Origin of the sequence: Arthrobacter koreensis, from assembly GCF_009193255.1 — a bacterium.
GTDB classification, from domain to species: domain Bacteria; phylum Actinomycetota; class Actinomycetes; order Actinomycetales; family Micrococcaceae; genus Arthrobacter_B; species Arthrobacter_B koreensis.
In genome coordinates, this window is sequence record NZ_WACG01000008.1 from 148,707 (window position 1) to 163,715 (window position 15,009).

The following is a 15,009-nucleotide window of genomic DNA, read 5'->3' on the forward strand; positions in this document are numbered from 1 at the left end:
GTCCTTGACATGCCCGGATGAGACTGCCAAGTTGTATGCAGATTGCCCATTTGCTCAGCGACGAAGGAGTACTCCATGGCAACAGAGACGCAGCCCGGGGGTCCGCTGGCGGGCCTTCGCGTCGTCGAAATGGGACAGCTGCTGGCGGGCCCTTTCTGCGGGCAGCTGCTCGGCGACCTGGGCGCGGATGTAGTGAAAATCGAAGATCCGGAACGTGGGGATCCGATGCGGCAATGGGGCCGCCAGCTGCCGCAGGGCGTTTCGCTGTGGTTTTCCGTGGTGGGCCGCAACAAACGTTCGGTGACGCTGAACCTTCGGGAAAAGGAGGGCCAGGACCTCGCGCGGAAGCTGATTTCAGAAGCCGACGTGGTCATCGAGAACTTCCGGCCCGGCACCATGGAACGCTGGGGAATGGGGTTCGAGGACCTGCGGCGGGAGAACCCTGGACTGATCATGGTCCGGGTGTCCGGCTTTGGGCAGGACGGGCCCTACTCCCAGCGTGCCGGCTACGGCGCCATTGGCGAGGCCATGGGCGGGCTACGGTACGTGGTGGGCGACCCCTCAACGCCCCCGTCCCGGGTAGGCATCTCCATCGGCGACACGCTCGCTGCCATGTTTGCCACCATCGGTGCGTTAGCTGCCCTGCAGGAGCGGAACTCCTCCGGCCAGGGGCAGATCGTGGATTCGGCCATTTACGAGGCAGTCCTGGGAGTGATGGAATCCCTGGTTCCCGAGTGGCAGGTCACCGGCTACCAGCGCGAACGCACCGGTGCGGTCTTGCCCAACGTGGCCCCGAGCAATGTCTACCCCACCAGGGACGGACAGTGGCTGCTGATCGCCGCCAACCAGGACACCGTGTTTTCCCGCCTCGCCAAGGCCATGGGCGCTCCCGACCTGGCCGATGACCCCAGGTATGCAACGCACGGCGCCCGTGGTGAACGGCAGAGCGAACTCGATGACCTCATCGCCGGATTCACCTCGGGCCTCGATGCAGCGGACCTGGAGCCGCTGCTCGAAGAACACGGCGTGCCGTCCGGACGGATCTTCCGGCCCGTGGACATGTTTTCCGATCCGCAGTTCTCCGCCCGCGGCTCCATCACCCACGTGGAGCACCCGTCGCTTGGCCCCGTGTCCATGCAGAACGTGTTTCCGCGGCTGAGCCGCACCCGCGGCACCGTCCGCTGGCCCGGCCCGGAGCTGGGAGCGCACACGGAAGAAGTGCTTGCCGGCATCGGCATCAGCGGGGACCGGCTGCAGGACCTCCGCGCCCGGGGTGTGGCGTGAGCCTGCCGGGACTCCCTGCATCGGTCCGGCTGGTGGAGGTTGGGCTCCGGGACGGGCTGCAGTCGGTCCCGAAGACTCTGCCTACCGCAGCAAAGGTTGAGCTGGTGCAGCTGCTCATCGACGCCGGGGTCCGGGAGATCGAGGCGGTCTCCTTCGCCCATCCGAAGGTGCTGCCGCAGCTCGCCGATGCCGCTGACGTCATGGCGGCGGTTCCCCGGGTTCCTGGCATCCGCTACCGCGGTCTGGCCCCGAATTACCGGGGCGCCGAGCGCGCAGTGGACTGCGGACTGGATGAACTGGTGGTGGTTGTTTCGGCTGACGAGGAGGTCAGCCTGCGCAACCAGCGCCTTGCGGTGGACGAGGCGTTGGAAGGATTGAGGCGCATCGGGGAACTGACCCGGGCCGCGGGCCTGCGCCTGGTCACTGCCGTCGCCTGTTCCTTTTTCGCACCGGCACGCGGACCGGTGCCCCGTGAGGAACGACTGCGGGTGGTGGACGCCGCGGTGTCCGCCGGATCTGCCGGGATCTATCTGGCCGGCACCTCCGGCCAGGAAGGCCCGGCCGAGTTCTATGACGGAATCCGGGAAGTCCGGGAGCTGTATCCGGGTCTGGAAGTGGGGGTCCACCTGCATAACCGCAATGGCTTTGCCCCGGCGAACGCGCTGGCGGCGCTGCAGGCCGGAATTGACTGGATTGAAGGTTCCTTTGCGGGGCTGGGCGGGGACCTGTGGTTCCCGGGTGACCCGTCGGTACTGGGCAACGCACCTTTCGAGGACCTGGTCCACCTCTGCGACAGCCTGGGCATCCACACCGGGGTAGACCTTGAACGCTACCTGCTGGCAGCCAACCGCATCGTGGAGCTCACCGGCCGCGCATCGGCGTCGTTCGTTTCCCGCGGCGGCACGCGCACCCAGCTGGCCGGGGCCCGCTGGCCGGAACCCGCCTCCGGCAAGGGATAACGTAGACCGCATGGACCACTCCCCCGCCGCTGAGCCAGCCGATGACAGCCCTTACGCCCGGCTGCGCGCCCTCATTGCCTCCGGCGACGTCGCGCCGGGCTCGTGGCTCCGCGAAGCTGCACTGGCCGAGCGGCTCGGGGTGTCCCGGACCCCGGTCCGCGAGGCACTGAACCGGCTCGCAGCCGAGGGCATCGTGGAGATCAGCAAGAACAAGGGTGCCCAGGTGGTGTCCTTCACCCCTGAGGATGTTGCGGGCCTGTATGACGTGCGGGCCGGCTTTGAACCGCACGCCGCCCTGCTCGCCGTCCCCCGGCTCTCGGATGACGACGTCGACCGGCTGGAAGAGCTGAACGCGGCGATGGAGGCTGCCGCTGCGGAGGGCGACCTGCGGACCCTGGGCACACTGAACAATGAATTCCACGGCCTGTTCGTGGAACGCTGCGGCAACCGGCACTTCGAGGTGGCATTGCAGACGCTGATGCGTCCGGCGGTGGTGGCACACACCTTCGGAAAATACAGTCCCGAAGCGCTGCGCCGCAGCATGCTCCACCACGCGGAGCTCGTGGCTGCTGCCCGGGCGCGCGACGGCGAGTGGGCAGAGGCCGTGATGCGGACCCATATCCTGGCGGCCCGCAACGCCGCGGGGGCCCGCCCTTCAGGCGGGTAGCGTCTGTGCCGAGCACGGAAACGACGGTTAAAGACAGGTGCCGGCCCGGAGCCGGTGATTCCACCCCCATGGAAATCACCGGCTTCGGCCCGGCGCTTGAGTCTGTGCGTTGTTCCTTCATGAGAATAGCGAACATTGCTCTTTGCCTACGCCGCTTTAGGACACAAATAGATATCAAACAGGTCAGCTGGCCGGTTTTGTTGGGCTGACACAGGAAAACCCCTCCTGATCGGAAATGACCAGGAGGGGCTTCGTGGAGCCCCCTGCCGGATTCGAACCGGCGACCCCCTGTTTACAAGACAGGTGCTCTGGCCAACTGAGCTAAGGAGGCGCGGGCCGTTGCCGGCCCCGCGGCGTCATACGTGCAGTACAACAGCGCTAGACAAGGTTAGCCCAGCATGCCCGCCGGAACGAAACCAGCAGCGGTTCCGCTCCGGCGGGCAGCCGGACCCGGTGGACTAGGAGGAGGCCTCAGCCTTGTTGGCGTCGATGGCGCTCTGAACCGTATCCACGAAGGAGTTCAGGTCCGCCTCGGCACCGTTGACGTAAACGGTCGGGGTTCCGGCAACGCCGGCTTCGCGTGCGAGGGCGTCGGAGTACTTCACGTACGTGCGGAAACCGTCATTCTGGATGCAGTCCGCGGCGTCGGTAGCGCCAACGGACTCGGCCATGTCTGCGAGCGCGGCGTTGTTGATTTCACCGGAGGCGTGCTGGGCGAAGATCGCCTTCATGAAGTCCCAGTAGGACTCGGGGTTGGTGTCAGCGACGCAGGCGGCAGCGTTCGCGCCGCGGGAGGAGTAGTTGGTCGGAGAGCCACTGTCCAGGAATGCCACCGTGCGGTATTCGAGGGTGACATCACCGGCGTCGAGCCAGGTCTTGACCTGGTCCGAGTAGGTGGAGGAGAAATCGGCGCAGTGGACACAGTTGATGTCCACGTATTCAACGATCTGAACCGGTTCTCCGGGTGCCGCGGCTTCCACTCCTGCCGGAACGGTATCGCCGGCCTCATTCGTGGTGGTCGCCTCCGGGAGGTTGTTCACGTCAACCTCACCGGTGTCCGCCGGTTCCAGTGATGTGGTGGAGGTCAGCGTGAACCCGCCGTTGACGTTGCCGGTGGCGGGAGCCGGTCCGGCGTCGGGGATCCCGCCGCGGACACTGTTGACGACAATCACAGCGACGATCACGATCACGGCGACGATTCCAGCGACGATGCCCCAGCGGGTCAACAGCTTGTTGCGGCGCTCTTTCTTCAGCTGTGCCTCACGCAGGGCCCGTGCCTTTTCGCGGGCCGCGGCCTGGCGCTCGGCCTTGGTGACCTTGGGATTCCGGTCGGTCATAGTTCCTTCTGTCTCTCAAACGGCCACCGTTGGGCGGCATCAGGTACACGGTCTTCAGGGACAACGATAATCCCTGCACCTCACCGTCAACGCCCGGGGTGGGTACAAAGGTTCCCCTGTTGGATAGAGTGGCGAACAAAGAAGTCAACTGAGGAGTGCAAAAAGTGAACGCTGTTGCCGCTGAATCGAAAACTGAGATTTCAACGGACGGGTACGGCGATTACGACTTCATAGTGGTCTCCAACCGCCTGCCCGTGGACCGGGTGGCGGACAACGGATCAGAGGGCGGAGACAAGTGGCGCCGCTCCCCCGGCGGCCTGGTGACGGCGCTTGCGCCGGTCATGGCAAAGGCCGACGGCGCGTGGGTGGGCTGGCACGGCGCCCCGGACGAAACACTTGAACCGTTTGACCATGACAACATGCACCTGCGGCCCGTACCGCTGAGCGCCTCCGAGGTAGAGCTTTACTACGAGGGTTTCTCCAACGCCACGCTCTGGCCGCTCTACCACGACGTCATTGCGCCGCCGGAGTTCCACCGAACCTGGTGGGATTCCTACCGCACTGTCAACCGCCGCTTCGCTGAAGCCGCTGCCGAAGTCGCCGCCGAGGGCGCTACGGTCTGGGTGCAGGACTACCAGCTGCAGCTGGTGCCGCAGATGCTCCGCAAGGCACGCCCGGACCTGAAGATCGGCTTCTTCAACCACATCCCCTTCCCCCCGCTGGAGATTTTCGCCCAGCTGCCGTGGCGCCGGGACATCATCGCCGGCCTGCTGGGCGCAGACCTGATCGGGTTCCAGCGCCCCAGCGACACTGCGAACTTCCTGCGCTGCGTCCGCCGCTTCGCCGGCCATTCGGTTCGCCAGCAGCAGGTCCACATCACCGATGAGGAAGGCAACAGCTATGTCTCCCGGGCCGAGGCCTTCCCGATCTCCATCGATGTGGACCAGATCACCGAACTGGCCCACCGCGAGGACATCATCGAGCGGTCCAAGCAGATCCGGCGTGAACTCGGGAACCCGAAGGTCATTCTGCTCGGCGTCGACCGCCTCGACTACACCAAGGGCATCAGCCACCGGCTGAAGGCCTACGGCGAACTCCTGGAGGACGGCCGAATTAGCGTCGAGGACGCCGCCCTGATCCAGGTGGCCAGCCCCAGCCGCGAACGCGTGGAGCAGTACCGGCTGCTGCGCGAAGAGGTCGAGGGCACGGTCGGCCGCATCAACGGCACTTACGACACCATGTCCAACACCGCCATCCGCTACCTGCACCACTCTTATCCGGTGGAGGAAATGGTGGCCCTGTACCTGGCCTCGGACGTCATGCTGGTCACGGCCCTGCGGGACGGCATGAACCTGGTGGCCAAGGAGTATGTGGCCGCGCGGACGGAGAACACCGGAGCCCTGGTGCTCAGCGAGTTCGCCGGGGCCGCGGACCAGCTCCGCCAGGCGGTACTGGTGAACCCGCATGACATCGACCGGCTGAAGGACGCGATCGTTTCCGCGATCCAGATGCAGCCGCGTGAAGCCCAGCGCCGCATGCGCCTGATGCGCCGGCAGGTACTGCAGAACGACGTCGAGCGCTGGTCGCAGAACTTCCTCAACGCCCTGCGCCTGGAAGGTGAAGCCCAGTGATACCCATGGATTTGCGTTCTGCCCTGGCCACCCTCGCGGCCACTGACTGCCTGCTGGTCGCCGTCGATTTCGACGGCACCCTGGCCCCGCTGGTGGAACGGGCCGAGGACGCTCGCCCGCTCCCTGCCGCGGCTGCGGCACTGCGGTCCCTAGCCAGCGTGCCCCACACCGCGACGGCGCTGATTTCCGGGCGCGCCCTGGACAGCCTGCGGGCAGTGGCCGGCCCCGAGCCGGAAACCCTGCTGGTCGGCAGCCACGGCGCCGAGACCTGGACCGGCCCCAACGCCGCGCCGCTGCAGCTCACCCCGGAGCAGGCTGACCTGCTGGCCCGGGCCCGCGCCGCCGTCGCTGAGGTGGCCCGGTCATGGGACGGCTGCAGGCTCGAAGACAAGCCGGCGGGCGTGGTCCTGCATACACGCAGCGCCTCCGACGACGACGCCGCTGCCGCGGTGGACGCAGCCCGCGCCCGGCTCCAGGAGCTGGACGGCGTGCAGGTCACGGATGGCAAGCGTGTCCTGGAAGCTTCCGTGGTCCACGCGAACAAGGGAGAGGGCATCGAGGCGCTGCGCGAGCTGACCGGCGCTACCGGAGTGCTGTTTGCCGGAGACGACGTCACCGACGAGCGGGGGTTCGCCGTGCTCAAGGACGGGGACGTCGGAATCAAGGTAGGCCCCGGGGAAACCACGGCGCAGTTCCGGGTTGGGTCACCGGAGGAGTTTGGCGCCGTCCTGGAGCATTTGCACGGGCTGCGCCTCGCCGCCGTCGGGAATTAACCTCCCGGCTACCCGTTTTGCTTCTGCCCGCTTGACGGACATGGCATACTTGCCACCAGTGAACGCTTCCGTGGCGTCCGTCACTGTTTCACTGCTGTTTCACAACTGAACATCCACCCATTCACAACGGATCGTCGGGCACGTACCTGCCCGTGAAGGGAAATATCATGGCAACGGTAACGTTTGACCAAGCTACGCGGCTGTACCCGGGCACCGAGCGCCCCGCAGTCGATAACCTCAGCCTCGAAATCGCCGACGGCGAGTTCTTGGTGCTCGTTGGCCCCTCGGGCTGCGGCAAGTCCACCTCGCTGCGAATGCTCGCCGGGCTGGAAGACGTGAACTCCGGGCGCATCCTCATTGGTGACCGTGACGTCACCGATGTTCCGCCCAAGGACCGCGACATTGCCATGGTGTTCCAGAACTACGCCCTGTACCCGCACATGTCCGTGGCGGACAACATGGGCTTTGCCCTGAAGATCGCCGGCGTTCCGAAGGAGGAGCGCCTGGAGCGCGTCCGCGAGGCAGCCAAGCTCCTCGACCTCGAGGACTACCTGGACCGCAAGCCCAAGGCCCTCTCCGGCGGCCAGCGCCAGCGCGTGGCCATGGGCCGCGCAATCGTGCGGAACCCGCAGGTCTTCCTGATGGACGAGCCGCTCTCCAACCTCGATGCCAAGCTGCGTGTGCAGACCCGCACCCAGATTGCTTCGCTGACCCGCCGCCTGGGCGTCACCACCGTCTACGTCACGCACGACCAGGTTGAGGCCATGACCATGGGCGACCGCGTCGCCGTACTGAAGGATGGCGTGCTCCAGCAGGTGGACACCCCCCGGAACCTCTATGACAAGCCGATGAACGTCTTCGTCGCCGGCTTCATGGGCTCCCCGGCAATGAACCTGCTGGAACTGCCGGTCACAGAAGGTGGCGTGACGTTTGGCGGCACGGTGTATCCCGTCCCCCGCAGCATCCTCGACGCCGCGGCCGGCAACACCGTCACCTTCGGTGTCCGCCCGGAAGACATGGACGTGGCGCCGGACGGCGAAGGCCTGAAGGTTGAAGTGGACGTAGTCGAGGAACTCGGCGCAGATGCGTTCGTCTACGGGCACACGTTCCTTGACGGCCAGGAGCACGAGATCACGGCCCGCGTGGACGCCCGCAGGCCTCCGGCCAAGGGTGACACGCTGTACGTAACGCCGAAGGCCGGCCATGTTCACCTCTTTGACACCAGCACCGGCAAGCGACTTGCTGACGAAGCGTAGCCTTTAGCAACACTGTGCGCGTGCGGTGGCCTATCCCCTGATCTAGACTTCAGGAGAAGGCCACCGCACTGGTTTAACCCCCATCCCAGCGCCGATAGAAGGCATCAACGCCCATGACAGAAGCACCACGCGCCAACTGGCGTGATGAACCAACCAATTGGGAGCAGCCCGGCAAGCTCCCCCGCAGCCACGCCGAGGCGACGCAGGAACCGCTCGGTTCGCTGAACATCACCGCGGCTTCCATGGATCCGGCACTCCTGGACCTGCCCTGGTCCATCCCTCTGGAGGACTGGCCCAAAGAGAACCTCGCCGCCCTGCCGCGCGGTATCTCCCGGCACGTTGTCCGTTTTGCCCGCATGGGCGACTCACTCATTGCCATCAAGGAAACCAGCGAGCACGTGGCCCGGCAGGAATACCACATGCTGCGCAAACTGCGGAGGCTGAACGTCCCCAGCGTGGCTCCGGTGGCGGTCATTACCGGCCGCCAGGACCCGGAGGGCAATGAGCTGGCTCCGGTGCTGGTGACGCGCCACCTGCGCTTCTCCCTGCCCTACCGAGCCGTGTTTTCCCAGACCCTGCGCGAAGTCACGCTGACCCGTCTGATCGACGCGCAGGCCCTGCTGCTGGTGCGGCTGCACCTGGCGGGCTTCTACTGGGGCGATGTCTCGCTCTCGAACACCTTGTTCCGCCGTGACGCCGGCGCCTTCGCCGCATACCTGGTGGACGCCGAAACGGGTGAGCTGTACCCCGAGCTCTCCCGCGGCCAGCGCGAATATGACCTGGAGATTGCCCGCGTGAACATTGCAGGGGAATTGATGGACCTCGCCGAGGGCGGCCTGGTGGAGGAGAGCATCGATCCCCTGGCGACCAGCGAACGCATCATGGACAGCTACCGGAACCTCTGGGCGGAACTCACCGAGCAGGAATCCTTCGAACTCGGTGAACGCTGGCGCGTCAACGCCCGGATCCGCCGCCTCAACGAGCTGGGGTTCGACGTCGACGAACTCACCATCCGCACCACGCCGGACGGCTCGCAGGTGCAGCTCCAGCCCAAGGTGGTGGACGCCGGGCACCACCAGCGGCGGCTGCTGCGGCTCACCGGACTGGATGCGCAGGAGAACCAGGCCCGGCGGCTGCTGAATGACCTTGACTCCTACCGGGCGGACAACAACCCCGAGATGGACGAGGAACTGAGCGCCCACCTGTGGGTTACCCATGTCTTCGAGCCGATCGTCAAGGCCGTGCCGCGGGAGCTTGGCAGCAAGCTGGAGCAGGCAGAACTGGTGCATGAGGTTCTGGAGCACCGGTGGTACATGTCCGAGCAGGAGAACCGCAACGTACCCATGGCAGAAGCCGTACAGTCCTACCTGGACAACGAGCTGCGCCACCGCCGGGATGAGGCCGCCATCCTGCTCAACCCGGACACCACCACCATGCGCATCCTCGAGAGCGGAGCGTCACCGGGCTAGCTGCGCAGCCAGGACAGACGGAAAGGCCGGGACCCTGGGGTCCCGGCCTTTCCTCTTATGGTTCGGCTAGAGCGACTGCTGGAGGCTGTCGACGCCGCACTCGTAGATTTCGCCGTCCACGAAGTGGGTGCCCGGTCCGAGGTCTTCACAGACCTCGAAGAGCGTACCTACCTGGTCCACTGCGAAGACGAAGATCGCAATGGTGGCGATGAGTGTCAGGATAAAGACGACACCGCCGATGATAATGCCGGCAAGCGCCGGCCCATTGCTCATCTTGGCCTTGCGCGACTGCACGAGTCCCACGATGCTGAGGATCACGCCCACCAGGGACGCGAACGGGATGAAGAACAGGCAGGACAGGATCAGGCCTACGATGCCCATGGTCTTGCCCGGCTGCTGCGCCGGAGCCTGGTAGTTCCCGGGGTACCCGTAGGGTGCCGGCGGAACACCGTACCCCGTGCCGTAGGTCGGCTGCTGGCCGGGCGCCTGCTGGCCGGGTGCCTGCTGGCCGTACGGCGGCTGAGGCTGGCTGTGCTGGTTCGGCTGGGCCCACGCACCCGGAGCGGTCCCCGGAGCAGACGGGTGGTTTTCCGTGGCGGAGGACGCCGGGGCATCCGGGGAGGATGGGGCCGCCGGGGCATCCGGAGAGGACGCGGCACCACCGGCGGACTCGTAGCTGCCGTAAAGCGGCTGCGTCGGAGCCCCGTCCCCGGGGGTGTTCTCCGGAGCGTCCGGGGCGGCGTCCCCGGATGGCTTGGCCCAGGGCTGTTCCTGCGGTTCCCCGGCAGGACCGCCCGGGACGTCGTTGCGGTTCTCTGACATGCTTCTCCCGAAAAAGTGACTGATGGTGTTTTGGGGTTCGAATGCCAGCCTATCGTGTTGCGCCGCCTGAACCATCGGCAAGTTTTTGGGTCTGACCTGCAGCGATGGGCTGTGCGACTTCTCACGTGCGCAGCTCGGCACAATCGGGCATGCAGCCGCGTTTAAGTAGGCGTATTCAGACCATACGAGATTAGAGGGATGATTCTTTTCATGGACAACGCTCCCGGCGTACCTGTCACGCGAAACGGAGAACTCCGCCTGGTCCCGGTCCATGAAGCCAACAGTGACCGGGAACGGCAATGGTGGCGGTCCTCAGTGATCTACCAGATCTACCCCCGATCCTTCCGCGACCTCCGCGGCGACGGCATCGGCGACCTGCCCGGCATCACCGCCGAAATCCCCACCCTCGCCGAACTGGACATCGACGCGATCTGGCTCTCCCCCTTCTACGTCTCCCCCCAAAAAGACGCCGGCTACGACGTCGCAGACTACTGCGACGTCGACCCCCTCTTCGGCACCCTCCACGACTTCGACAACCTCGTCACCACCGCCAAAAACCACGGCATCCGCGTCATCGTCGACCTCGTCCCCAACCACTGCTCCGACCAGCACGCCCTCTTCCAGGCAGCCCTCGCCGCACCCGAAAACTCCCCCGCCCGGGACATGTTCATCTTCCGCGACGGCACCGGCGAACACGGCGAAAACCCGCCGAACAACTGGCAGTCCCACTTCGGCGGACCCGCCTGGACCCGCGTCCGGAACCCCGACGGCACCCCCGGCCAGTGGTACCTGCACCTCTTCGACTCCTCCCAACCGGACTTCAACTGGGACAACCCCGCCGTCCACGACGAATTCGAACGCATCCTGCGCTTCTGGCTCGACCGCGGCGTCGGCGGCTTCCGCGTCGACGTCGCCCACGCCCTGATCAAAAAAAGCGGACTCCCGGACTGGGGCGGACGCGCCGACGGTGCCTCCTCCGAAGGCTTCCCCGGCGAAGCAGCCCCCATGTTCGGCCAAGCCGGCATCCACGACATCTACCGCTCCTGGCGGAACATCCTCGACGAATACGACGGCGACCGCGTGCTCTGCGCCGAAGCGACCATCGATCCGCTGGACCGGCTCACCGACTGGGTCCGCTCCGACGAAATGCACCAAACCTTCAACTTCGCCTACCTCCACCACCCCTGGGACCCGAACGAACTGCGCCGCATCATCACCACCAGCCTCGAAGCCTTCGACAAGGTCGGCGCCCCCACCACCTGGGTCCTCTCCAACCACGACGTCGTCCGCCACGTCTCCCGCCTGGGTCTCAACGGCAATGAGCTGCGCCTCGGAGACGGTATTGGCCCCGACGATGCGCAGCCGGATCACGCCGTCGGCCTGGCCCGGGCGCGTGCCGCAACGCTGCTGATGCTGGCCCTTCCCGGCGGCGTCTACCTCTACCAGGGCGAAGAACTAGGACTGCCGGACCACACATTGATCCAGGAAGAGTTCCGACAGGACCCAACCTTCCATCGAAGCGAGGGCCTGCGGATTGGCCGGGACGGATCCAGGGTGCCGCTGCCCTGGCGGGCGGACGCGCCGTCGTACGGGTTCAGCAGCACCGGCAAGTCCTGGCTGCCCCAGCCGGATGTGTGGGGAGCCAACGCGCGTGATGTCCAGCAACGCAATCCCGACTCAACCCTGAACCTCTACCGGGATGCACTTGCGCTGCGCCGGGAACTGGGCCTGGGCCACGGGTCCCTGGCCTGGTGGCCGGAGCGCGATGCCGTGGGGCTGATCGCGTTCGTCAACGGGAACGTCCTGGCGGCAATGAACATGGGCACCGAACCGGTGGAACTGCCGGAGTTCGAGATAATCCGCGAAAGCTCCCCCTGCGCCATGGAACATACGAGGCTCCGGCCCAACCGTGCCGTGTGGATGCGCGTCCCGTCCTAGGCGCCGGGTGGCTGCCTAAACCTCAGGTATCGCTTTGCCTGGATTGAGTATCCCGGCCGGGTCGAAGACGGCTTTGATCTGCTGCTGGAGTGCGAGCACTTCGGCCTGCTGCTCCTGCGGCAGCCAGCGCAGCTTGAACTGTCCAACACCGTGTTCGCCGGTAATGGTCCCACCCATGCGCAGGGCAATGGTGATGGATTCGTCCAGCGCGGCATTGAGCCGTTCGACGCCGCCGGCACCTTCCTCCGAGGCGATCCAGAAGGTGGGATGCAGGTTGCCGTCGCCGGCATGTGCCACCACCTTGAGTTGGACCCGGTGGTCCCCTGCCATGCGCTCGAGTTCGGCGACGTAGTGCACCAGCTGCGACCGCGGCACGGCGACGTCCTCGCCCACGCGGATCTCATGCTCGACGTCGTCCCCGCGGCTGTGCCTCCGCAGCTCCAGGAGCCGTTCGGCTTCCTCTGAACCTTCGCTGCTGACGGTGCCGCCGAGTTCGGTGAGGACAGCCCGAACGGCCGCGGCTTCTGCTTCGGCACCGAAGCCGTCTGTCTGGATCAGGAGCAGCGCGCCTCCGCGGCTACCCAGGTCGGAGCCGTGGGCGCCGTCGAGCGCCGCCATCGTGGCGCCGTCGAGCAGTTCCATGATGGACGGCTGAACCCGTGCCGCACCGACGGCCAGGACGCCTGCAGCGGCGGTGCGGAAGTCAGGGAAGAAAGCCGCGACGGTCCGTACGTCGCTGGGCAGGTACCGCAGCCGGACCGTCACGCCAACGACAATGCCGAGGGTACCCTCCGAGCCGGTGAAGAGGCCCGTGAGGTCATATCCGGCTACGCCCTTGAAGCTCTGGTGCCCGGTGTGGATAAGCGTGCCGTCTGCCAGCACTACGTCCAGTGCCAGCACCGAGTCCCTGGTTACGCCGTACTTGGCACAGCGCAGGCCGCCGGCGTTGGTGGCGACGTTGCCCCCGATGGTGGAGATCTTGTAGCTGGCCGGGTCCGGCGCATACATCAGCCCGTACGGCGTCACTGCGTCGTTGAGGTCCGCGTTGACCACACCGGCCTCAACCACAGCCAGTTCGTCGCCGGGACGGATATCCAGGATGCGGTTCATCTTCTCCAGGCTGAGGATGATGCAGTTGCGGGTGGCGTGCGCTCCTCCGGACACTCCGGTGCCTGCGCCGCGGGGAACGACGGCGGTCCCGGTGCGCGACGCCCAACGCAGGGTCTCCTGTACGTCGGCCACCGATTCCGCCCAGACGACCGCGAGGGGATCGATGAGTTCCTGCACCGGGCCCTGGTCCCGGGCGTACATTGTCAGTGTCTCCGGGTCCGTGTCGATGCGGATGCCGGGGATGGACACTTCCAGGTCATGCAGGGCAGGCAGGCTCATGCAAGAAGGCTACCGGGCGCCCATGAAACGGCCATATCGTTGCAGAACGTTGCGCCACAGAGATTCTGCTTCTGCGCGCCGCGCTGCGGCGTCGCGGGCTGCCTCGAAGCCGGTGTGCGTCACCGTTACGGCAGTACCGGAGCCTTCCGCGGTGAAGACGATCGAGACAGAAGTAGAACCCGTGCCAGGGTTCCACTCCAGATCCAGCAGCTCCCCCGGCCGAATGTCCCGGACGACAGCTCGAGTGGCGGATTCTTCGTCTTCGCTGGTTTCCACCAGGGCGCCGCCTTCGAACTCCACGTGTGTTCCCTCGCCGAATGTGGTGAACTCTTCCGGCCACCACAGGTGGGGGTACTCGTGGAAGCCACGAAACGCCTCTTCGGTTTCACGGGGAACGGTGCAGGTCTGCACTACGTCAGCGATGGGATCTTGGGACTTCGCCGGCTCGGGTTCCGGGGCGTGGGAGAAAAGCGATGGAGTCATTTTTCCAGAGTACGCAGTCGGTATGGGGTTCGTTCCCCGTTGCAGCGTCCCGGCGGTTCCCAGCCGTCGTGGCCGGTGGCTCCTGGGACTCCCCACCGTGTGGTTCCCACCCTCCGTGGCTGATGTGGCTTCTGGGACCCGGTTCCTGCGGTGGTTCCCACCCGTCGTGACCGGTGTTTCCGATGGGGTTGCGCGAGGGTGGTGGTTCCCAGCCCTCGTGACAGGTGGGGCCCCTGGGGTTGCGCACTGCGGTGGTTCCCACCCGTCGTGGCCGGTAGGGCTTCTGGGGTTCCGCACTGCGGTGGTTCCCATCCGTCGTGACCGGTGTTTTCGATGGGGTTGCGCGAGGGTGGTGGTTCCCAGCCCTCGTGACAGGTGGGGCCCCTGGGGTTGCGCACTGCGGTGGTTCCCACCCGTCGTGGCTGGTGGTGCCTGGTGTGGTCCCGGGAGGGGCCAGGAGTCACAGGGACTGGGAAACCCCGGCCCGGCCAGCTGTTCCGGTCCCCTAGTTCAGGCCAGACCGACCCCGGGGGCCGGGAACGGGGAACGGCTGGTTAAACACGGAAAGGGCCCGCACCAGAGTGCAGGCCCAAAGAACACACTCGATCAGCGCGGGCCGCCGGCCCCGGTACCCGCGCCCGTCCCCGGCACCCGGCCCCCGGCAATTGTCCGGGCACACGGTCCGGGCAAACTGTTCAGACCGAACCGGCCGGTTAACACGGAAAGGGCCCGCACCAGGGTGCAGGCCCAAAGAGTGACCGTCCCCGGCCCCCGGCAACCGTCCGGGCCGGCGGTTCGGGCAAACGGTCCGGGCCGGCAACCAGCCCCCAGACCAGCCCCCCGACCCACGAGCCCCCGGCTGTGGGTGTTCGGGGGTGTTAAAGCAGTTCAGGCCCCGCAACCCTGCGGGGCCTGAACCTGTAATGATTGTCCGGCGGTGACCTACTCTCCCACACCCTCCCGAGTGCAGTACCATCGGCGCTGCGGGTCTTAGCTTCCGG

The 15,009-nt window shown here is 66.2% G+C and carries 12 protein-coding genes, 1 tRNA gene and 1 rRNA gene; 8 read left to right on the forward strand and 6 right to left on the reverse strand.

The annotated features are described in order from the left end of the window. The first annotated feature begins 75 nt into the window (after positions 1-75). Genes GD628_RS15700 through GD628_RS15710 form a run of 3 tightly spaced genes read left to right on the forward strand, consistent with a single transcriptional unit; the run spans position 76 to position 2,910 of the window. Positions 76-1,284 carry a CaiB/BaiF CoA transferase family protein gene (locus tag GD628_RS15700; RefSeq protein ID WP_091607917.1) on the forward strand — a complete coding sequence of 403 codons (1,209 nt, stop codon included), beginning with the start codon at positions 76-78 and terminating at the stop codon, positions 1,282-1,284. Further along, positions 1,281-2,243: a beta/alpha barrel domain-containing protein gene (locus GD628_RS15705; RefSeq protein ID WP_152275337.1), complete on the forward strand. Its 963-nt coding sequence runs from the start codon at positions 1,281-1,283 to the stop codon at positions 2,241-2,243. Before GD628_RS15700 ends, GD628_RS15705 begins: the two co-directional genes overlap by 4 nt. A gap of 10 nt (positions 2,244-2,253) precedes the next feature. Then, the gene (locus GD628_RS15710) at positions 2,254-2,910 is read left to right on the forward strand and encodes a GntR family transcriptional regulator (protein WP_091607922.1); all 657 of its coding nucleotides are present in this window, start codon (positions 2,254-2,256) and stop codon (positions 2,908-2,910) included. Positions 2,911-3,164: 254 nt separating this feature from the next. On the opposite strand, the gene GD628_RS15715 is transcribed toward GD628_RS15710, so the two are convergent. Together GD628_RS15715 and GD628_RS15720 are read right to left on the reverse strand one after the other, a co-directional pair. Further along, positions 3,165-3,241, reverse strand: a tRNA-Thr gene (locus GD628_RS15715). Between the two features lie 127 nt (positions 3,242-3,368). Beyond that, complete coding sequence (locus tag GD628_RS15720) at positions 3,369-4,247, reverse strand: DsbA family protein (RefSeq protein ID WP_091607924.1); 879 nt, start codon at positions 4,245-4,247, stop codon at positions 3,369-3,371. 164 nt (positions 4,248-4,411) lie between these two features. On the opposite strand from GD628_RS15720, the gene GD628_RS15725 reads away from it, so the two are divergent. The 4 genes from GD628_RS15725 to GD628_RS15740 all read left to right on the forward strand — a co-directional run bounded on the left by GD628_RS15725 (position 4,412) and on the right by GD628_RS15740 (position 9,376). Next, on the forward strand, positions 4,412-5,878 hold the full coding sequence (locus tag GD628_RS15725) for an alpha,alpha-trehalose-phosphate synthase (UDP-forming) (RefSeq protein ID WP_193313297.1): 1,467 nt from the start codon (positions 4,412-4,414) through the stop codon (positions 5,876-5,878). Between the two features lie 5 nt (positions 5,879-5,883). Next, the gene (gene otsB, locus GD628_RS15730; protein WP_152275339.1) at positions 5,884-6,651 is read left to right on the forward strand and encodes a trehalose-phosphatase; all 768 of its coding nucleotides are present in this window, start codon (positions 5,884-5,886) and stop codon (positions 6,649-6,651) included. Between the two features lie 167 nt (positions 6,652-6,818). After that, positions 6,819-7,907 carry an ABC transporter ATP-binding protein gene (locus tag GD628_RS15735; RefSeq protein WP_091607932.1) on the forward strand — a complete coding sequence of 363 codons (1,089 nt, stop codon included), beginning with the start codon at positions 6,819-6,821 and terminating at the stop codon, positions 7,905-7,907. Positions 7,908-8,020: 113 nt separating this feature from the next. Continuing rightward, complete coding sequence (locus GD628_RS15740; RefSeq protein WP_091607935.1) at positions 8,021-9,376, forward strand: DUF4032 domain-containing protein; 1,356 nt, start codon at positions 8,021-8,023, stop codon at positions 9,374-9,376. A gap of 66 nt (positions 9,377-9,442) precedes the next feature. On the opposite strand, the gene GD628_RS15745 is transcribed toward GD628_RS15740, so the two are convergent. After that, positions 9,443-10,198 carry a DUF4190 domain-containing protein gene (locus GD628_RS15745; RefSeq protein ID WP_091607938.1) on the reverse strand — a complete coding sequence of 252 codons (756 nt, stop codon included), beginning with the start codon at positions 10,196-10,198 and terminating at the stop codon, positions 9,443-9,445. A 198-nt stretch (positions 10,199-10,396) separates the two neighbouring features. Here GD628_RS15745 and GD628_RS15750 point away from each other — a divergent pair, with 198 nt between their 5' ends. Next, positions 10,397-12,136 (forward strand): glycoside hydrolase family 13 protein, encoded by a 1,740-nt coding sequence (locus GD628_RS15750; RefSeq protein WP_152275340.1) that lies wholly within the window; start codon positions 10,397-10,399, stop codon positions 12,134-12,136. Between the two features lie 15 nt (positions 12,137-12,151). Here GD628_RS15750 and GD628_RS15755 read toward each other — a convergent pair whose 3' ends face one another. The 3 genes from GD628_RS15755 to rrf form a co-directional block, all read right to left on the reverse strand. Continuing rightward, on the reverse strand, positions 12,152-13,525 hold the full coding sequence (locus tag GD628_RS15755) for an FAD-binding oxidoreductase (protein WP_152275341.1): 1,374 nt from the start codon (positions 13,523-13,525) through the stop codon (positions 12,152-12,154). Between the two features lie 9 nt (positions 13,526-13,534). Further along, positions 13,535-14,008: an SRPBCC domain-containing protein gene (locus GD628_RS16575; RefSeq protein WP_091607945.1), complete on the reverse strand. Its 474-nt coding sequence runs from the start codon at positions 14,006-14,008 to the stop codon at positions 13,535-13,537. A gap of 929 nt (positions 14,009-14,937) precedes the next feature. After that, positions 14,938-15,009, reverse strand: a 5S ribosomal RNA gene (gene rrf, locus GD628_RS17010); the annotation flags it as partial.

What these genes read in the sequence shown, in the direction of transcription:
- GD628_RS15745 (WP_091607938.1), bottom strand. Translation starts at nt 10,198, where the DNA reads ATGTCAGAGAACCGCAACGACGTCCCGGGCGGTCCTGCCGGGGAACCG.
- GD628_RS15750 (WP_152275340.1), top strand. Translation starts at nt 10,397, where the DNA reads ATGATTCTTTTCATGGACAACGCTCCCGGCGTACCTGTCACGCGAAAC.
- otsB (WP_152275339.1), top strand. Translation starts at nt 5,884, where the DNA reads ATGGATTTGCGTTCTGCCCTGGCCACCCTCGCGGCCACTGACTGCCTG.
- GD628_RS15710 (WP_091607922.1), top strand. Translation starts at nt 2,254, where the DNA reads ATGGACCACTCCCCCGCCGCTGAGCCAGCCGATGACAGCCCTTACGCC.
- GD628_RS15740 (WP_091607935.1), top strand. Translation starts at nt 8,021, where the DNA reads ATGACAGAAGCACCACGCGCCAACTGGCGTGATGAACCAACCAATTGG.
- GD628_RS15720 (WP_091607924.1), bottom strand. Translation starts at nt 4,247, where the DNA reads ATGACCGACCGGAATCCCAAGGTCACCAAGGCCGAGCGCCAGGCCGCG.
- GD628_RS15700 (WP_091607917.1), top strand. Translation starts at nt 76, where the DNA reads ATGGCAACAGAGACGCAGCCCGGGGGTCCGCTGGCGGGCCTTCGCGTC.
- GD628_RS15735 (WP_091607932.1), top strand. Translation starts at nt 6,819, where the DNA reads ATGGCAACGGTAACGTTTGACCAAGCTACGCGGCTGTACCCGGGCACC.
- GD628_RS15755 (WP_152275341.1), bottom strand. Translation starts at nt 13,525, where the DNA reads ATGAGCCTGCCTGCCCTGCATGACCTGGAAGTGTCCATCCCCGGCATC.
- GD628_RS16575 (WP_091607945.1), bottom strand. Translation starts at nt 14,008, where the DNA reads ATGACTCCATCGCTTTTCTCCCACGCCCCGGAACCCGAGCCGGCGAAG.